At 68.6% G+C, this 17,356-nt stretch carries 13 protein-coding genes; 8 read left to right on the top strand and 5 right to left on the bottom strand.

Annotated elements, in window-relative coordinates; all coding sequences use genetic code 11:
* Positions 1–5: 5 nt before the first annotated feature.
* Positions 6–1,799, bottom strand: coding sequence for a cation:proton antiporter (locus tag QN350_RS07550; protein ID WP_323516046.1), 1,794 nt, complete (start codon positions 1,797–1,799; stop codon positions 6–8).
* 3 nt (positions 1,800–1,802) lie between these two features.
* Positions 1,803–2,330: a cation:proton antiporter regulatory subunit gene (locus QN350_RS07545; protein ID WP_134449944.1), complete on the bottom strand. Its 528-nt coding sequence runs from the start codon at positions 2,328–2,330 to the stop codon at positions 1,803–1,805.
* Between the two features lie 395 nt (positions 2,331–2,725).
* On the opposite strand from QN350_RS07545, the gene QN350_RS07540 reads away from it, so the two are divergent.
* Positions 2,726–3,709, top strand: coding sequence for a hypothetical protein (locus QN350_RS07540; protein WP_322137982.1), 984 nt, complete (start codon positions 2,726–2,728; stop codon positions 3,707–3,709).
* Positions 3,710–4,210: 501 nt separating this feature from the next.
* Here QN350_RS07540 and QN350_RS07535 read toward each other — a convergent pair.
* Complete coding sequence (locus QN350_RS07535; protein WP_322137983.1) at positions 4,211–5,971, bottom strand: glycerol-3-phosphate dehydrogenase/oxidase; 1,761 nt, start codon at positions 5,969–5,971, stop codon at positions 4,211–4,213.
* Between the two features lie 39 nt (positions 5,972–6,010).
* Complete coding sequence (locus QN350_RS07530; protein WP_134534095.1) at positions 6,011–7,129, bottom strand: GuaB3 family IMP dehydrogenase-related protein; 1,119 nt, start codon at positions 7,127–7,129, stop codon at positions 6,011–6,013.
* An 88-nt stretch (positions 7,130–7,217) separates the two neighbouring features.
* Here QN350_RS07530 and QN350_RS07525 point away from each other — a divergent pair, with 88 nt between their 5' ends.
* From QN350_RS07525 to QN350_RS07515, 3 genes are all read left to right on the top strand, one after another.
* Complete coding sequence (locus QN350_RS07525; protein WP_322137984.1) at positions 7,218–7,928, top strand: hypothetical protein; 711 nt, start codon at positions 7,218–7,220, stop codon at positions 7,926–7,928.
* 10 nt (positions 7,929–7,938) lie between these two features.
* On the top strand, positions 7,939–9,888 hold the full coding sequence (locus QN350_RS07520; RefSeq protein WP_322137985.1) for a clostripain-related cysteine peptidase: 1,950 nt from the start codon (positions 7,939–7,941) through the stop codon (positions 9,886–9,888).
* A gap of 172 nt (positions 9,889–10,060) precedes the next feature.
* Entirely contained in the window at positions 10,061–11,203 is a 1,143-nt protein-coding gene (locus QN350_RS07515; protein WP_322137986.1) for a MalY/PatB family protein, read from the top strand.
* Between the two features lie 11 nt (positions 11,204–11,214).
* Here the strand turns inward: QN350_RS07515 and guaB are convergent, their stop codons facing one another.
* Entirely contained in the window at positions 11,215–12,717 is a 1,503-nt protein-coding gene (guaB, locus tag QN350_RS07510) for an IMP dehydrogenase (RefSeq protein ID WP_322137987.1), read from the bottom strand.
* A gap of 252 nt (positions 12,718–12,969) precedes the next feature.
* Here guaB and QN350_RS07505 point away from each other — a divergent pair, with 252 nt between their 5' ends.
* Genes QN350_RS07505 through QN350_RS07490 form a run of 4 tightly spaced genes read left to right on the top strand, consistent with a single transcriptional unit; the run spans position 12,970 to position 17,134 of the window.
* Positions 12,970–14,361, top strand: coding sequence for a branched-chain amino acid ABC transporter permease (locus QN350_RS07505; protein WP_281535876.1), 1,392 nt, complete (start codon positions 12,970–12,972; stop codon positions 14,359–14,361).
* A 13-nt stretch (positions 14,362–14,374) separates the two neighbouring features.
* The gene (locus tag QN350_RS07500; protein WP_322137988.1) at positions 14,375–15,364 is read left to right on the top strand and encodes a branched-chain amino acid ABC transporter permease; all 990 of its coding nucleotides are present in this window, start codon (positions 14,375–14,377) and stop codon (positions 15,362–15,364) included.
* On the top strand, positions 15,354–16,349 hold the full coding sequence (locus QN350_RS07495) for an ABC transporter ATP-binding protein (RefSeq protein ID WP_322137989.1): 996 nt from the start codon (positions 15,354–15,356) through the stop codon (positions 16,347–16,349). Before QN350_RS07500 ends, QN350_RS07495 begins: the two co-directional genes overlap by 11 nt.
* A 2-nt stretch (positions 16,350–16,351) precedes the next feature.
* Positions 16,352–17,134 (top strand): ABC transporter ATP-binding protein, encoded by a 783-nt coding sequence (locus tag QN350_RS07490; protein WP_281535878.1) that lies wholly within the window; start codon positions 16,352–16,354, stop codon positions 17,132–17,134.
* Positions 17,135–17,356 lie beyond the last annotated feature (222 nt).

Below are 17,356 nucleotides of genomic sequence, written 5' to 3'. Positions count from 1 at the left end.
GCGGATCATTGGTAGTCACCTGTCCCGGCGTCGGGTGCCGGCTTGTCCCTCTGGGCGCGAGTGCGCGAAAGTCGTTTGGCGTAGTCGGCCATCGGGTCGGCGTCTGCGCCGGTGACGGCGTCTGCGTCTGCGTCTGCGTCTGCGTCTGCGGCGGTGCCGGCGTCTGCGTCTGCGTCTGCGGCCTGGTCGGAATATACGCCGGAATCCAGGTCCGATTCCGGGTCGGCGGAGGAGTGCGAGTCTGCAGGGACGTGCGCGTCGACAGGCACGTGCGCTTGCGTCTCGTCATCGGCCTCCGGGTTCACGCGCGCGCTCGGGCGCGGGGCCGTGTTCGATCGGACTGATGCCGGCAGCGGCGTCGGACCGTCGAGTTCGTCGATGCCGTCGTCCACCACGTGCTTGACGTATTCGCCACGTTCGGCCTGTTCCGCCCGTTCGTCGTGGTCGGCGCGGCGGTCGTGGTCCATGCGCTTCCGCGGTTCCGGCCGTGATGTCGGCAGCGGCTGGTCGCCGAGGTGGGCGGCGGCGCGCTGCGCGTCCTGGTCGCTCAGTGCGCCGGCCGTGGCCGCGTCGACGAGCCGGAACTCCTCGGCGTACATCGGGTCGCGGTCGGGGCGGATACCCGCGCGCTTCCGGCGACGTCCGGGCAGCAGGGCGCCGAGCCTCTCCGAATTCGCGGCGAAGAGCGGACCGAGGATGGCCATGGTGAGCACGTAGAGGCCCGCGAAGGGCTGGAGCAGACCGTTCAGGCCCGCTCCGACCGAGAGGGTCGCGAGGATGAGCGTGAACTCTCCGCGGTTCACCAGGATCGCGGCGGCATTGAGCCCCTCGGAGATTCCCATCGAGTGCAACCGGGCCAGCAGCATCCCCGAGATCAGGTTGAGCACGAAGGTCATCACGACCGCCGCAAGCACGACGAGGATGACCGAACCGAACTCTGCGATGTGCAGCGCGAGGCCGAAGTTGAGGAAGAAGAACGCGGCGAAGATGTCCCGCAACGGGACCGCGACACGTTCGAGCCGGGTGCGGTAGGTGCTCGCGCCGAGGACGACACCGATCAGGAACGCGCCGATCGCATCCGTCACCCCGATGATCTCGCCGATGCCCGCGAAGAGCACGGCCAGCCCGAAGAACAGGATCGTGAAGAGTTCGTCGTCCTTGGTGCGGACCAGACGGGACACGACCCGGCCGCCCCAGCGGGCGAGAGAGAACATGACAACGAGGAAGAGGAACGCGATGCTCAGTTGCAGCACGATCGGCCAGATCTCGGTCTTGCCGCTCAGCACGACCGAGACGATCGACAGGTACACCGCGATGAAGATGTCCCCGACCACGGTCACGCCGAGGATCATCGGTGTTTCCTTGTTGGCGAGGCGGCGCAGCTCGATCAGGAGCTTGGTGATGATCGCGCTCGAGGACGTGCCGGTCATGCCGGCGATGACGAGGGCCTCGCGGGTGCCCCAGCCGACCATCATGCCGAAGGCGAACCCGATGCCCATGTTGATCACGACATAGGAGCCGCCGGACAGCAGCAGCTTCCCCGCGTCGTTGAAGAATTCCTCCTGGTCGAACTCGAGGCCGAGGCTGAACAGGAGCAGGATGAGCCCGAAGACGGCGATGAGCTCGATGTCGGCGGAGTGGAAGTCGATCGGGAACCAGTGGGTGTACGGGCTCGCGAGCAGGCCCACGATCATGTAGATCGGGATCGACGGCAGGCCGATCAGTTTCGCGGCGCGCCCGAGCACATAGGCCACGACCAGCAGGATGCCGAGTGTGATCAGGTCCGTGCCAAGGTTCATTGGTTAGCCCCCGGGGGGCGCGTCGACGGTCTTGGCCTTGAGTTCACCGGTGCGGAAGAACGTGAAGGCCTTGGCGACCTTCTCCGGGGATCCTGCGACGACAAGGGTGTCGCCGGGGAAGACCCGGAAGTCCTGGGCCGGTGCCGGGTTCGCGGATTCGCCGCGCACGACGGCGACGACCGTGAGGCCGGCGATGCCGCGGTCGGCCGGGTTGCCGAGGGTCTGGCCGGCGATGTGGTCCTCGTAGTCGACCGTGAACCAGTCGATGCTGAGACCGGGGATCTGGTCGAGCGCGGTGAGCGACTCGGTGATCTGGGTGCCGCCGAGGAGCTCGGCGAGGGTGTGCGCCTCGTCTTCGTTGAGGCGGAGGGAAACCTTGCTCGCGTCGGGGCCGCCCTCGTCGTCCGCGAAGGTGATGAGGTCGCTGTGCCCGGAGCGGTGGGCGATGACGCCGACCTTGCCGCCGTCATCGGTGATGAAGGTGTGCAGCACACCCACTCCGGGAAGCTTGACCCGCCGAACGTCAACCATGGTTACGACTCCTGAAGATAAAGGGCAAGTGGGCCCTAGTCTATCGAAGCCGCCCGCGACCCAGCCCGGGCGCAGCAACGCGCACGGGCGGATGCCAGTCGCGGGCCGCCGCAAGCATCCGCTCGTGCGCTGCAGCATCGGCCCCACCACTGCGCCGGTTTCGGCGAGCCGCGCCCGAAACGGCGGGCGCGGGTTGCGCAAACCGGCGCGGGCGCGGGACCAAACCGGAGCGGCCTGCCGTAACGGGCGCGAGTGCGAGCGGCGGCGCGGGCGCGAGCGAGCGACGGCGATGGGAGGCTGGCAGGGCTCTCCTCAACCGGGTTTCCGACGGGGAGTTTCCGCACAGTCCCGGATCTCACGGCCCCGCGTTCGGCCTCCAGGTGGAACCTCGGCATATGTCAATCTCAGCAGTGACGCCCCTCTCCCTCCTCGTCGCCATCGCCCGCCGGGACGGGATCATCCTCAGCCGCGATGCGCGGGCCGTTGGCCTGGAGCGAGAGCTGCGCTCCGAGGTTGAGCGTGGCCACCTCGTTCGACTGCGCTGGGGCGCGTACACGCTCGCGGTCGAATGGAGGCTACTCAAGCCGGAAAAGCAGTATCTGCTCCGCGTTCGCGCGCTGGCCGCGATGAGCGAGGCACCGGTCGTCTTCTCGCATCACTCCGCCGCCGCGATCTGGGACTTGCCCGTCGTGGGCCGCTGGCCGGCGGGAATCGAGGTCCTGACGGCTGCGGCCAGCGGCGGCCGGTCGAAACACGGCACGATCCGGCGATTCCAGGACGGACCGGTCTCCATCGTCGAACACGACGGCCTCCTCGTCACTGCCCCGGCCGACACCGCCGTCGCGCTCGCGCGCGTGGTTTCCTTCCCTGCCGCCGTCGCGATCGTCGACAGGGCGATCCACAAACCGCGACACGGCACGGCCTTGGCGACCCGGGAGGAGCTCGAGACCGCCCTCGACGGGCTTCCCCGCCATGCACGCGCGATCGGTCGGTCTGCGGCATTCCGGGCGGTCGATTTCGCCAACCCCGAATCAGGTTCGGCGGGCGAGTCCGTGAGCCGCGCGCTGGTATTCATGTTGGGCTTCGTCGTGCCCGAACTGCAGGTGCGCTTCGACGACGAAGCCGGCTTCATTGCCTTCGTCGACTTCTACTGGCGCACGATCTCGAAGGTCGGCGAGTTCGACGGTTTCGGCAAGTACGTCAAAGAGGAATACACCAAGGGGCGCACGCTGGTGCAAGTCATCATGGACGAAAAGCGCCGCGAAGACCGGGTCCGCGCCTGTGGCCCGACGGTTTCTCGGTGGGATTGGGACTTACTCAAGGACCCCTCCGCATTCGGCCGATTCCTCACCGCCCGGGGTGTTCCGCAGGTGCGCTGACGGCCTGGTCCGACGGCGCGGGCGCGAGCGGGAACGCGGGCCTGAACCTCAAGCCCACGCCGGACGGCCACGGAGACCCGGGCGCGACCCGCATCCTGACGCCACCGCCGCGCCCATTTCCGCAAGCCGCACCCGAAACGGCGGGCGCGGGCTGCCGAAACCGGCGCGGACGCGAACATAGACCGGCGCGGCCCGCCGAAACTGGCGCGAACACGACCGGCGCGGCCCGCCGGAACCGGCGCGGGCGCCGGCATGAACCTCACGCCCACGCCGGGCAGCCACGGAGGACAGGCAGGCCACACATTCGGCACCCGCCGCCGCGCCCGTTTCCGCAAGCCGCACCCGAAACGGCGGGCGCGGCCTGCCGAAACCGGCGCGGGCTCGAACACAACCCTGCGCGGCCTGCCAAGACCGGCGCGGGCGCGCGGGGGCGCGCAGGACACGGGCGGATGCCAGGCGCACGTCGTGCGCCCGGCATCCGCCCGGGAGTGGTGCTGCGTGTCAGGTCGTGACGGAGTCGCCCATCGCCGACCGCTCGGTCAGGACGATGTCGGGTGCCTCGAGGCGCACCCGGTCGGCGGACTCGTCGTCGGGTTCGAGCTGCGAGGCCCGTTCGGCGGCGACGCGCTTGAGGTAGACGGCGACCTCGCGTTCCTCGTGCTCGGCGTCCCAGCCGAGCACGCCGGCCATCAGCCGGGCCGCGACGGGAGCGGCGGACACACCACGGTCCCACGCCTCGATCGAGATGCGGGTGCGGCGCGCGAGCACGTCGTCCAGGTGCAGGGCCCCCAGGTGACCGGCCGCGTACACGACCTCGGCCTGGATGTAGTCGTCGGCTCCCGGAAGCGGTTCGATCAGCTCCGGGCGCTCACGGATGAGGTCGAGCAGCTCGTCGGTGAGGGTGCCGTACCGGTTGAGCAGGTGCTCGACCCGCACGGTGTGCAACCCGAAGGCGGTGGCGATCCGGGTGCGCTTGTTCCACGCGGCCTTGTACCCCTCCGCACCGAGCAGGGGGATCTCGTGCGTCGTCGACGGGGCGATCTTCCCGTCGAGGGCGTCGATGGCCGCGTCGATGGCATCTTTCGCCATGATCCGGTAGGTGGTCCATTTGCCGCCGGCGATCACGACGAGACCGGGAACGGAGTGCCCGACCAGGTGCTCGCGGGACAGTTTCGACGTCTGTTCCGATTCCCCGGCGAGGAGCGGCCGGAGGCCAGCGTAGACGCCCTCGACGTCCTCGCGGGTCAGTGGAACCCGCAGTACCGAATTGACGTGCTCGAGCAGGTAGTCGATGTCTGCGGCCGTCGCGGCGGGGTGCGCCTTGTCGAGGTGCCAGTCGGTGTCCGTGGTGCCGATGAGCCAGTGCCTGCCCCACGGGATCACGAAGAGCACGCTCTTCTCGGTGCGCAGCAGCAGCCCCATCGCCGACTGGAACCGGTCGCGCGGCACGACGAGGTGGATGCCCTTGCTCGCCCGCACCTTGAAGGTGCCGCGCTCGCCGACCATCCGCTGGGTGTCATCGGTCCAGACGCCGGTCGCGTTGACGACCTGCCTGGCTCGCACCTCGAAACGTTCGTCGGTCTCGAGGTCGTGTGCCTTCACCCCGACGACCCGCTCGCCGACCTTGATGAAGCCCTCGACCCGCACCCGGCTCGCCGCGTGGGCTCCGTAGAACGACGCGGTACGCACGAGGGACGCCGTATAGAGGGCGTCGTCGACCTGAGCGTCGTAGTAGGTGATGCCGCCGACCGTGGCTTCGGCGTCGAGGCTCGGGATCATGCCCATCACCTGGCGCTTGGAGAGGTGCCGGTGGTGCGGAACGCCGGGCGGCCGACCGCCGGTGTAGGAGAAGATGTCGTAGAGCAACATGCCAGCGCCCACGTAGAAGCGCTCGGTGACGCGCTTCTTCAGCGGGTACAGGAAGCGCACCGGTTTGACCAGGTGCGGGGCGATCCGCTGCAGCAGCAGCCCCCGCTCGGTGAGCGCCTCCCGCACGAGGCGGAAGTCAAGCTGCTCGAGGTAGCGGATGCCGCCGTGCACGAGCTTGGACGAGCGGCTCGACGTGCCGCTGGCCCAGTCCCGTGCCTCGAGGATGCCGACGCTCAGTCCGCGGGTGACCGCATCGAGGGCGCTTCCCGCGCCGACGATCCCGCCGCCGACGACGAGGATGTCGACCTCCTTGGATTTCAGCCGCTCAATGGCCGCGGCGCGTTCCGCCGGTCCCAGCTTGTTCGACCGCGTGACCGAATTCCCTGTTGCCATGTGCGTACTCCCATCGAGGTGGTGGTGCGTACCTCGACGCTAGTTCGTTCGGTACGGCGCGACAACCACCTCGACGCGCTGGAATTCCTTCAATGTCGAATACCCGGTGGTCGCCATCGACCGACGCAGGGCGCCGACGAGGTTGGCGGTGCCGTCCGCGATGGGCGTCGGGCCGTACAGGATGGTCTCGAGCGGGGCGACGGTGCCGACCTCGACACGCTTGCCGCGGGGCAGCTGCGGGTGGTGCACCTCGGCGCCCCAGTGGAATCCGCCGCCGGGGGCATCCGTCGCCCGTGCCAGCGTGGTGCCGAGCATGACGGCGTCTGCGCCGCAGGCGAGCGCCTTGACGATGTCGCCGGAGGTGCTCAGGCCACCGTCGGCGATGACGTGCACGTAGCGTCCGCCGGATTCGTCGAGGTAGTCGCGGCGAGCGCCGGCGACGTCGGCGACGGCCGTTGCCATCGGGGCGTGGATGCCGAGCGAGGCCCGCGTGGTCGAAGCCGCGCCGCCGCCGAAGCCGACGAGCACGCCGGCAGCGCCGGTGCGCATCAGGTGCAGCGCCGCCGTGTACGTGGCCGCGCCGCCGACGATGACGGGGACGTCGAGCTCGTAGATGAACTTCTTGAGGTTGAGCGGCTCCTGGTTGAGCGAGACGTGCTCGGCGGACACGGTGGTGCCGCGGATGACGAAGAGGTCGACGCCGGCGGCGACGACGGTTTCGTAGAGTTCCTGGGTGCGCTGCGGGGAGAGCGCCCCGGCGACGGTGACACCGGCCGCACGGATCTGGGCGAGCCGCGCGGTGACGAGTTCGGGCTTGATCGGTTCGGAGTACATCTCCTGCATGCGGGCCGTCGCACGGTCGGCCGGCAGCTCGCGGATCTCGGCGAGGAGCGGTTCCGGGTCGTCGTAACGGGTCCAGAGGCCCTCGAGGTCGAGAACGCCGATGCCGCCGAGCTGGCCCATCATGATCGCCGTCGTCGGGGAGACCACGGAGTCCATCGGAGCCGCGAGGAACGGGATCGCGAATTCATACGCGTCGATCGTCCAGCTGACATTGACGTCTTCGGGGTCGCGGGTGCGCCGGCTGGGCACGACCGCGATGTCATCAAAGGCGTACGCGCGGCGAGCGCGCTTGGAGCGGCCGATCTCGATTTCCATACCCCCAGCTTAGGCGCAGCCCGTAACCGGAGGGTGTGAACCGCTAGGCTGGCGCAAATCCTGCAGAAGAGACCCGCAACCCTGCCCGATGCACCAGGAGCACCCGCTGTCGTCCGACGCCCCCACCGAGTCCGCGAAACCCCGCCTCAACCTGATGTTCAGCAATCTCGAGCTCGTGATCGCGGTGCTCCTCGGCCTCGTCTCGATTGCCACGGCGTACGCATCGTTCCAGGCGGCCCTCTACGACAGCCAGATGGCCGGTTCGTACACCAAGGGATCGACCCAGTCGACCGAGGCGGAGTCCCTCTACCTCGAGGCCAATCAGCAGTTCCTCGAGGACACCCAGGTCTGGAACCGTCTCGCCGAGCTCGACATCGAGAAGGACAGCACGGATGCCGCGATCGCCGCGGACGCGACAGGCAAGTACGACACGCTCACCTTCCAGGCGGTGTCGACGGACTTCGCCGCGGCCATCGCCCGGGCCGACGCCGAGAACACGGCAGACGCCACGGTGTACCACAGCCCGCTCGACGACAAGGAATACCAGAGCACCCTGTTCGGCAGCTACGCGGAGACGCAGGCGAAGTCGGTCGCGACGATCAGCCAGGGTGACGTGTACAACAGCTTCAGCGACCGGCTCACCCTGAACACCGTGCTGATGTCCATCTCGCTCTTCCTGCTCGGCATCGCCGCCCTCGTGCGACAGTTCAGGGTGCAGCTCGTCCTGATGTCGACCGGTGTGGTGATCTTCGTCGTGGCGGCCGCGCTGACCGCAATGATTCCCTACGTCGGCCTGTAGCGGGCGCGCTGTGCGAGCGGCACGAACAGCGCGCAGGACCCTTGCGGCGCTGGCCGCACTGGCCCTGGTCATCAGCCTGGCCGCATGCACGACCGGGAACACCCCCACCGAGAACGGGGGTGACGGGCCTGCCGCCGGCAGCTGGACAGTGCTCACGTATTCCATCGCCGACACCGACCTCGAGCCGTTCATGATGGCCGATCTCGGCGAAATGGGCGAGGTCGGCTCGCACGGCGGCCTCAATCTCGTCGCCCTCGTCGACCGTTCGGCGGACTACAGCGCAGAACCCGTGCTCGGCCAGCCCGACTGGACCGGCGGAAAGCTCCTGCACATCCTGCCCGGCGGCTCCGAGGTGATGGACGACCTCGGCCCCGTGGACACCGGCGACCCCGCCGTGCTTTCCGACTTCATCGCCCGCGGCATCAGGGCGTACCCCGCCGAGCACTACGCCGTGATCATCTCCGATCACGGCGCATCCTGGCCGGGCGTCGGTGGTGACGAGTCGGCCGGCGGCGATTCGCTGAGCCTCGCCGAACTGAACGACGCCATCGGCAGTGGACTGAGCGCGGCCGGTGTGGCGAAGCTCGACCTGCTTGGCTTCGACGCCTGCCTGATGGCGACCTACGAGGTCGCAAGCACCCTGGCCCCGCGCGCGGACCGCCTCCTCGCCTCCCAGGAGCTCGAGCCCGGTCACGGCTGGAACTACACGGCCCTCGAGACGGCCGCCGACGGCGCCACCACCGACGAGCTCGGCTCCGCCCTGATCAACGGGTTCAAGGCCCAGGCCGAAACCGAGGGGGACGCGGCCGAGATCACGCTGTCCCTCATCGACCTCGGCAAGCTGCCCGCGGTGGATGCCGCCCTCGCCGCCTTCAGCAGCAGCCTGGTCGGACGCGGGGCCGGTCTCGCTCCCGTCGTGGGCCGGACTCTCGCGAGCACCCTCGGCTTCGGGCGCAGCCCCGATCCGGCCGAGGACTCGTTCATGACCGACCTCGGCATCCTCGCCGGCGAGATCGGACAGGGCGACACCGCGGAAGCCGACGCGGCCGAGACACTCGTGCGGGCGATCAGCGCCGCGGTGGTCGACAAGGTCGACGGCCAGTCCACCGCGGGTGCCACCGGGCTGTCGATCTATTTCCCGCCCCGGAAGGCCTATTTCGCGGACGGCTACCGCGCACTCGGTACCGCGGGTGGCTGGCTCGACTTCCTGACCTCCTATTACACGGCGGGCGACGCGATCCCGGGCGACGAGAAGGCCCGGTTCACCGGGGGTGACGCCGAGGTCTCCTTCGACGCGGAGGGCCTGAGCATCAGCGCCACGCTCGACCCGGCCGGGCTCGGGAACGCGGCGAGCGCATCCATTCGCTACGGCCTCATCGAGGCAGACGGCTCGGTCACCTACCTCGGCGAGCGGCCGGCGACGGTGGACGAGGGCGGGACGGGACGGGTGCGGGGCAGCTACGACCTCACCCAGCTCACCCTCGGCGACGGCACCGACACGACGCCCGCATACGCGCAGCGCGGCGACGACGCGGGCACGGCCACGCCTGCGTCCGACTCGGGGTCCGGCTCCGTCACGATCGACGTGCCGATGGCGTATTACTCGCCCGGTGATGTCGCAGGAGAGACCTACCAGGACGTGCTCCTGAGCCTCACCCTCGATCGCGCGAGCGGGAACATCCTCAACGAGACCTACTTCGCGTACGACGACAAGCTCGGCAGTTACGGCGAGCTCACCGCGGACCCCGCCGGCATCATCGTTCCCGAGCGTCTCAACGTGCAGGGCGACGGCAGCGAGAGCTGGGTCGGCACGAGCGACTACGGCCTCTACGCCGACCTCCCGGCCCTGCACTACGCCTTCGCGAGGCTCCCGTCCGGCAGCCGGTTGCGGGTCGACCTGACGGTGACCGACTTCGGAGGCAACAGCGCGACCGCGAGCGGCACCGCCACCGTCCCCTGACCCACGCGCCCCGCGTGCCCCGCGCGCCCCGCGTGCCCGCGCTAACTGCCTACCCCCGCTTTCGTGAGGTGTCGCAGATCGACGTTCGCGACGCCCGCGAACCTCGATGTGCGACACCTCAGCGGGGGCATCACCGGGTGCGGCGGCGGCACAGGAGGTGCAAGCTGCTGGCATGGAGATCTTCGCCGAACCGCTGTCCCTGCTGCGCCAACGCACGAGCCTCAAATGGCGCGCATTCCCCGACGACGTGCTGCCGTTCTTCGTCGCCGAGCTCGACTACCCGCTCGCAGAGCCGATCAGGGATGCCCTGCTCGAGGCCGTGCGCCGCAGCGACACCGGCTACGCCGCATCCGCCGACCCGCTCGCCGAGGCGTTCGCCGCCTTCGCCGCCCGGCGCTGGGACTGGCCGGTCGACCCCGGGCAGGTGGTCGCGACGAACGAGGTCGGCTCGGCCGTCGTCGAGGTGCTGCGGATGATCCTCGAGCCGGGCGACGAGGTCGTGATCACTCCCCCGGTCTACCCGCCGTTCTTCGACCTCGTGCCCGAGGCCGGCGGCCGGGTCGTCGACGTGCCGCTCCTGCACGGCCAGACCGGCTGGACGCTCGACCTCGACGGCCTCGAAGCCGCGCTCCGGCGGGGCGCCCGCGCCGTGCTGCTCTGCAATCCACAGAACCCGATCGGCCACCCACACGGCATCGAAGACCTCACCGCCCTCGCCGAGCTTGCGGACCGGTACGGGGCCTTCGTGGTCAGCGACGAGGTGAGCGCCCCGCTCGCCTACAGCACCGAGAGTTTCACGCCGTATCTCACGGTGTCCCCCGCCGCAGCCCAGCACGGCGTCTGCGTGACGAGCGCGAGCACGGCGTGGAACCTCGCCGGGCTCACCTGCGCGCTCATCGTCACGGCGTCAGAGCGGATGCGCCTGCTCACCTCCGCCCTGCCGCCCGGGATCCGCGAGCGCACCGGCCACCTGGGGCTGCTCGCGAGCGCCGCGGCCTTCCGCGACGGCGGACCGTGGCTCGACGACGCGCTCACGGCGCTCGAGGCGAACCGGGGGCTGCTGGCCGAGCTGCTCCACGCGCACCTGGGCGGTGTCGGGTACGAACAGCCGGATGCGGGCTACCTGGCCTGGCTGGACCTGCGCTCCCTCGGCTGGGGTGACGACCCGGCGGCGGTCGCCCTCGAGCGCGCAAAAGTCGCCCTCATGCCCGGGCTGCTCTTCGGCACCCCGGGCGCCGGTTTCGCGCGACTCAACTTCGGCTGCTCACCCGAGGTGCTCAGCGAGGCCGTCTCGCGAATCGCCGCTGCGACCTGAGCCGCACCGGTTCAGCGGCGGTAGTTGGGGGCCTCGACCACGATCTGCACGTCGTGCGGGTGCGACTCCTTGAGCCCTGCGGAGGTGATCCGCACGAACTTGCCCTTCTGCTTGAGTTCGTCGATCGTGCGCGCGCCGACGTAGAACATCGACTGGCGGAGGCCGCCGATGAGCTGGTACGCGACGGCGGACACCGGGCCGCGGTACGGGACCTGGCCTTCGATGCCCTCGGGGATGAGCTTGTCGTCGGAGGGGACGTCCGACTGGAAATAGCGGTCCTTGGAATAGGAGGTCTTGGTGCCGCGGGTCTGCAGCGCGCCGAGTGAGCCCATGCCGCGGTAGGTCTTGAACTGCTTGCCGTTGACGAAGACGAGCTCGCCCGGGCTCTCGTCACAGCCGGCGAGGAGCGAGCCGAGCATGACCGTGTCCGCGCCGGCGACGAGCGCCTTGGCGATGTCGCCGGAGTACTGCAGGCCGCCGTCGGCGATGACCGGGATCCCGGTCTCGCGCGCGGCGAGGGAGGCCTGGTAGACGGCCGTGATCTGCGGAACTCCGACACCGGCGACGATGCGGGTCGTGCAGATGGAGCCTGGCCCGACACCGACCTTGATCGCGTCCGCGCCGGCGTCGATGAGCGCCTGCGCCCCGCTCCGGGTCGCGACGTTTCCACCGATGACGTCGACGGCAGCGAAGGCCGGGTCGGTCTTGAGGCGGCGGATGATCTCGAGCACGCCGGCGCTGTCGCCGTTGGCGGTGTCGACGACGAGCACGTCGACGCCCGCGTCGAGCAGCGCGGTAGCGCGCTGCCAGGCGTCGCCGAAGAAGCCGATGGCCGCTCCGACCCGCAGCCGGCCGGCGTCGTCCTTCGTCGCGTGCGGGTATTCCTCGCTCTTGTCGAAGTCCTTGACGGTGATCAGACCCGTGAGCTTCCCGGCGTCGTCGACGAGGGGAAGCTTCTCGATCTTGTGGGTCGCGAAAATGGCCACCGCATCCATCGGGGCCATGCCGACCTTGCCGGTGATGAGCGGCATCCGCGTCATCACCTCGCGCACCCGCATGGTGTGCTTCTGGGTGGCCGTGACGAAGCGCATGTCGCGGTTCGTGATGATGCCGACGAGCACGCCGTCTGCGTCGACGACGGGGAGTCCGCTGATCCGGAACTGCCTGCAGAGGGCGTCGACGTCCGCGACGGTGGCCTCGGGCGAAGTTGTTACCGGATTGGTAATCATCCCGGATTCGCTGCGTTTGACGAGATCGACCTGTTCGGCCTGGTCCGCGATCGAGAGGTTGCGGTGCAGGACACCGAGCCCTCCTTCGCGGGCCATGGCGATGGCCATCCTGGTCTCGGTGACCGTATCCATGGCGCTCGAAAGCAGCGGCGTCGCGACGCTGATTCTGCGGGTCAACCGCGACATTGTCACTGCTTCACTGGGAATGACGTCGGTGTGGCCCGGCAGGAGCAGGACGTCGTCGTAGGTGAGCCCGGTGAAACCGAACGGATCTGGCTGATCCATGAAACCCCTTTTTGCTGGTGCACAGTAATTACAGAAAAGTCCGGGAATTCATCGAAACGACCGGTTCATCAATGTTAAGCGACTTCTCCGCGTGCGCATTCCTTGACGAAGGAATCGATTCCGAGGACCACTCCGAAACATTTGCGACATAATCGGGACGTACTGTCAACGAAGAAGTTGGCAGGGGCCGGTTCACCCGAGTTTTTTCCCCTCGACCGCCCCTAGGCCCCGCCCGTTCACGGAGGTTACGTTTTGACACCACTCACGCAGCGAACCCGCACGGCAGGCCTCCTGTCGTCCCGGCGGATGCTCGCCGGTCTCCTGCTCATCGGAGTCGCCAGTCTGGGCCTGATGGGCCTCGGCGCGACGAGCGCATCAGCCGCGACGGCCACGCCGACGACGGCGTGTGTGGCCAATGCCACCACGGGTTGCATCCAGGGCACGATCAAGCAGGGCAACGGCGACCCCGCGGTCGGCGTCAAGCTCACGGTCACGACCGGTGGCACGACCGAGAACCTCGTGACGGATGCCGCGGGCAAGTGGGGCGTGGCGATCACGGTCACCGGTCCCTCCACCGTCACCCTCGACACCACGAGCCTGCCGAGCGGGAACACGCTCGACCCGAGCATCGCCAACCCGGCAACCGTCAACGGCGGCCTGGGCCGCAACGCCGGTACCATCTTCAAACTGGTCAGCGCGGACAGCACCGGCCTCTCGACCGCTGCCCCGTCGCCCGGTGACTCCACCACGACCGGCTCCGTCACGTGGGAGCGCTTCCTCCAGCAGGCCGCGTCGGGCATCCGCCTCGGGTTGCTGCTCGCCCTCGCCTCCGTCGGCCTCTCGCTGATCTACGGGACGACCGGGCTGAGCAACTTCGCCCACGGCGAGCAGGTCACCCTCGGTGGACTGCTGGCGTTCGTGCTCGCCAACCAGCTCGGCCTCAACCTCTTCCTTGCGGCCTTCCTCACCGTCGTCGTCTGCGCGGCGACCGGGTACTTCCAGGACGCGCTGATCTGGAAGCCGCTGCGCAAGCGCGGCCTGCCGAACACCCAGCTGATGATCGTGACCATCGGGCTCTCGATCGCGCTGCAGTATGCGTTCCAGTTCTTCATCGGGGCCAAGACGGTCCGCATCGACAAGGCGAACCCGGTCACCGTGGAAATCGGCCCGATCACCCTCTCGGTGCAGTCGCTCTGGGCGATGGGGATCGCCGTCGCGGTCATCATCCTCGTCGGCCTCTTCCTGCTCCGCTCCCGCATCGGCCGGGCCACCCGCGCCGTTTCGGACAACCCCTCGCTTGCCGCGGCCTCCGGGATCGACGTCGACGCCATCATCCGCCTGGTCTGGACGGCATCTGCCGGTCTCGCCGGACTCGCCGGAGTGATGCTCGGCCTCGTGCTCAACGGCGTGAACTGGCAGACCGGCCTGCAGCTGCTGCTGCTGATGTTCGCCGCGGTCACACTCGGCGGCCTCGGCACCGCGTTCGGCGCCCTCGCCGGCGCGATGATCATCGGCATGGTCGTCGAGCTCACGAACCTCGTGCTGCCCGGCGACTTCAAGTACGCCACGGCACTGCTCATTCTCATCCTCGTCCTGCTCGTCAGGCCACAAGGCATTTTCGGGCGCCGAGAGCGCATCGGTTAGGAAGGACAAGACCGTGAATGAATTTCTGACGACCCTGACGGCGATCGCCGCCTCCGCCTTCTCGCCATCGACGGCGGCACTCGCCATCGCCGCCATCGGGCTCAACATCCACTTCGGCTACACCGGCCTGCTCAACATGGGCCAGGCCGGGTTCATGCTCGTCGGCGCATACGCCTTCGCCATCTCCATCGTCGCCGGGATCCCGCTGTTCCCCGCCGTGCTGATCGCGCTCGTCGCCGCTGCGGTGTTCGCGCTCATCCTCGGTGTCCCGACGCTGAAGCTGCGCGGTGACTACCTCGCGATAGTCACGATCTCGGCCGCCGAGATCGTGCGGATGATCGGGCGCTCGTCGCTCCTGACCGACATCACCGGCGGGTCCAACGGCCTCACGGGCCAGAGCTACCGCGGCCCGTTCACCGACCTGTCCTTCCTGGGCGACGGCCAGACCACCCTCGGCCCGTTCACCTATGACAACACCGGGTCGAACGGCTGGTGGATCCGCCTGGTGGCCTGGTCCATCGTCGGAATCCTCTGCCTCTTCGTCTTCCTGCTCATGCGCAGCCCGTGGGGTCGCGTGCTCCGCGGCATCCGCGAAGACGAGGATGCGATCCGCAGCCTGGGCAAGAACGTCTACAGCTACAAGATGCAGGCGCTCATCCTCGGTGGCACCATCGGCGCGCTCGGCGGCATCATCTACGTGCTGCCGGCATCCGTCCAGGCGGACAGCATGGGACGCTCGATGACGTTCTTCGTGTGGACCGCACTGCTGCTCGGCGGCGCCGCGACCGTGTTCGGTCCCGTGCTCGGCTCGATCATCTTCTTCGCCCTGCGGCTGTTCGTGCAGGGCATCGCCGGCCAGTTCGTGCCGGACAGCATCATGAACGGCCAGCAGGCCGAACAGTTCTCCTGGATCCTGATCGGAGTGGTGCTCATGCTCGTGGTCATCTTCAGACCCCAGGGTGTACTCGGTAACAAGAAGGAGCTGAGCTTCAATGTCAACTGACCTCGGACTCGCCGCCGCCCCGACCGCGGCCGCCGCCGCCGCCACCGCGAGCGTCGCCACCGTAGCGACCGTTCCCGGCGTCCCCAAGCCGGACCCGATCCTCGTCGTCGACAACATCGTTCGCCAGTTCGGCGGCATGACCGCCGTCAACGTGCCGCACCTTGAGGTGCAGCGGGGAATCATCACGGCCCTGATCGGCCCGAACGGCGCCGGCAAGACCACGTTCTTCAACCTGATCACGGGCTTCGACAAGCCGAGCTCCGCTCCGCGCCTCGTGGGCGGCCCCAAGGCCGAACACGCTTCCCGTGCGGTGTTCAACGGACGTTCGGTCAACAACATGGGTGCGGCGAAGGTCGCCCAGCGCGGCATGGTGCGCACCTTCCAGCTGACCAAGGCACTGAGCAGGCTCACGGTGCTCGAGAACATGCTCCTCGGCGCAAAGGACCAGCCGGGCGAGAATCTCTTCGCCGCGGTGATCAAGCCGCTCTGGGCGGCGCGCGAACGGGAGATCACGGCGCAAGCCGAGGACCTCCTGCAACGCTTCAAGCTGCTCGAGAAGAAGAACGACATGGCCGGCAGCCTCTCCGGCGGCCAGAAGAAGCTCCTCGAAATGGCGCGGGCGCTCATGAGCGAACCGACCATGATCATGCTCGATGAGCCGATGGCCGGGGTCAACCCCGCACTCACCCAGTCGTTGCTCGGCCACATCAAGTCGCTCCGCGACGAGGGCATGACCGTTCTGTTCGTCGAGCACGACATGCACATGGTGCGACACATCTCCGACTGGGTCGTCGTCATGGCCGAGGGCAAGGTCGTTGCGGAGGGCCCGTCGGCCACCGTGATGGACGACCAGGCCGTGATCGACGCCTACCTCGGCGCCCACCACGACACCGACCTCGGCGACGACGCGCTCCTCACGGACGAAGTCGCGGAGGAACTGGCCAAAGAGGTCGAACTCGAAAACCGCACGGAAGGCGACGCGTAGTCATGGTTGTACCCACAGGCTCCCCCGCTCCGGTCCTGCAGGCGACGGATCTCGTCGCCGGTTACGTTCCCGGGGTCAACATCCTCAACGGCTGCAACCTGGATGTCTACCCCGGTGAGCTCATCGGAATCATCGGCCCGAACGGCGCGGGCAAGTCCACGCTGCTCAAGGCGCTGTTCGGACTGGTGTCCGTCCGCAGCGGCAGCGTCACGCTCAAGGGCGAAGACATCACCGGTTTCAAGGCGAACCGCCTGGTGCAGGCCGGCGTCGGCTTCGTCCCCCAGAACAACAACGTGTTCCCCTCACTCACGATCGAGGAGAACCTGCAGATGGGTCTGTACCTGCGGCCCAAGCTGCTCGTCGAACGACTCGACGCGATCTTCGACCTGTTCCCCGCCCTTGCCGACCGCCGCAACCAGCGTGCCGGTTCGCTGTCCGGCGGCGAACGCCAGTCGGTCGCGATGGCTCGTGCGCTCATGATGGACCCGTCCGTACTGCTCCTCGACGAGCCGTCCGCCGGCCTGTCCCCGGTGCGTCAGGACGAGACCTTCATCCGCACCCGCCGGATCAACAAGACCGGCGTCACGATCGTGATGGTCGAGCAGAACGCCCGCCGCTGCCTGCAGATCTGCGACCGCGGCTACGTGCTCGACCAGGGCCGCAACGCGTACACGGGAACCGGGCGCGAGCTGGCCGACGACCCGAAGGTCATCGAGCTCTACCTCGGCACCCTCGCTAAGGACGTTGACGCGGAAAAGGACGAAAAGCCCGTCAGCATCGCCTGACCCGCCGGGTCGCTGACCCGCCCGCACTGCCGAGAGGCCCGTGCCAGCCCCCTGGGGCCGGTACGGGCCTTTTCACGTCCCCCGCGACATCCGCGGGCCTCGTCCGTCTGCTCAGCCCGCTCCCGCAACGACGGCTGCCGAAACCGGCGCGGGCGCGGGTGGCAACCTCGCTGAGGTGTCGCAGATCGAGGTTCACGGGGGCGGCGAACGTCGATCTGCGAC

Origin of the sequence: Cryobacterium sp. 10I5, assembly GCF_035019865.1 — a bacterium.
GTDB classification, from domain to species: domain Bacteria; phylum Actinomycetota; class Actinomycetes; order Actinomycetales; family Microbacteriaceae; genus Cryobacterium; species Cryobacterium breve_A.
This window is presented reverse-complemented; position numbering and strand designations above follow the sequence as displayed.

What these genes read in the sequence shown, in the direction of transcription:
- QN350_RS07550 (WP_323516046.1), bottom strand. Translation starts at nt 1,799, where the DNA reads ATGAACCTTGGCACGGACCTGATCACACTCGGCATCCTGCTGGTCGTG.
- QN350_RS07545 (WP_134449944.1), bottom strand. Translation starts at nt 2,330, where the DNA reads ATGGTTGACGTTCGGCGGGTCAAGCTTCCCGGAGTGGGTGTGCTGCAC.
- QN350_RS07540 (WP_322137982.1), top strand. Translation starts at nt 2,726, where the DNA reads ATGTCAATCTCAGCAGTGACGCCCCTCTCCCTCCTCGTCGCCATCGCC.
- QN350_RS07535 (WP_322137983.1), bottom strand. Translation starts at nt 5,971, where the DNA reads ATGGCAACAGGGAATTCGGTCACGCGGTCGAACAAGCTGGGACCGGCG.
- QN350_RS07530 (WP_134534095.1), bottom strand. Translation starts at nt 7,129, where the DNA reads ATGGAAATCGAGATCGGCCGCTCCAAGCGCGCTCGCCGCGCGTACGCC.
- QN350_RS07525 (WP_322137984.1), top strand. Translation starts at nt 7,218, where the DNA reads ATGCACCAGGAGCACCCGCTGTCGTCCGACGCCCCCACCGAGTCCGCG.
- QN350_RS07515 (WP_322137986.1), top strand. Translation starts at nt 10,061, where the DNA reads ATGGAGATCTTCGCCGAACCGCTGTCCCTGCTGCGCCAACGCACGAGC.
- guaB (WP_322137987.1), bottom strand. Translation starts at nt 12,717, where the DNA reads ATGGATCAGCCAGATCCGTTCGGTTTCACCGGGCTCACCTACGACGAC.
- QN350_RS07495 (WP_322137989.1), top strand. Translation starts at nt 15,354, where the DNA reads ATGTCAACTGACCTCGGACTCGCCGCCGCCCCGACCGCGGCCGCCGCC.
- QN350_RS07490 (WP_281535878.1), top strand. Translation starts at nt 16,352, where the DNA reads ATGGTTGTACCCACAGGCTCCCCCGCTCCGGTCCTGCAGGCGACGGAT.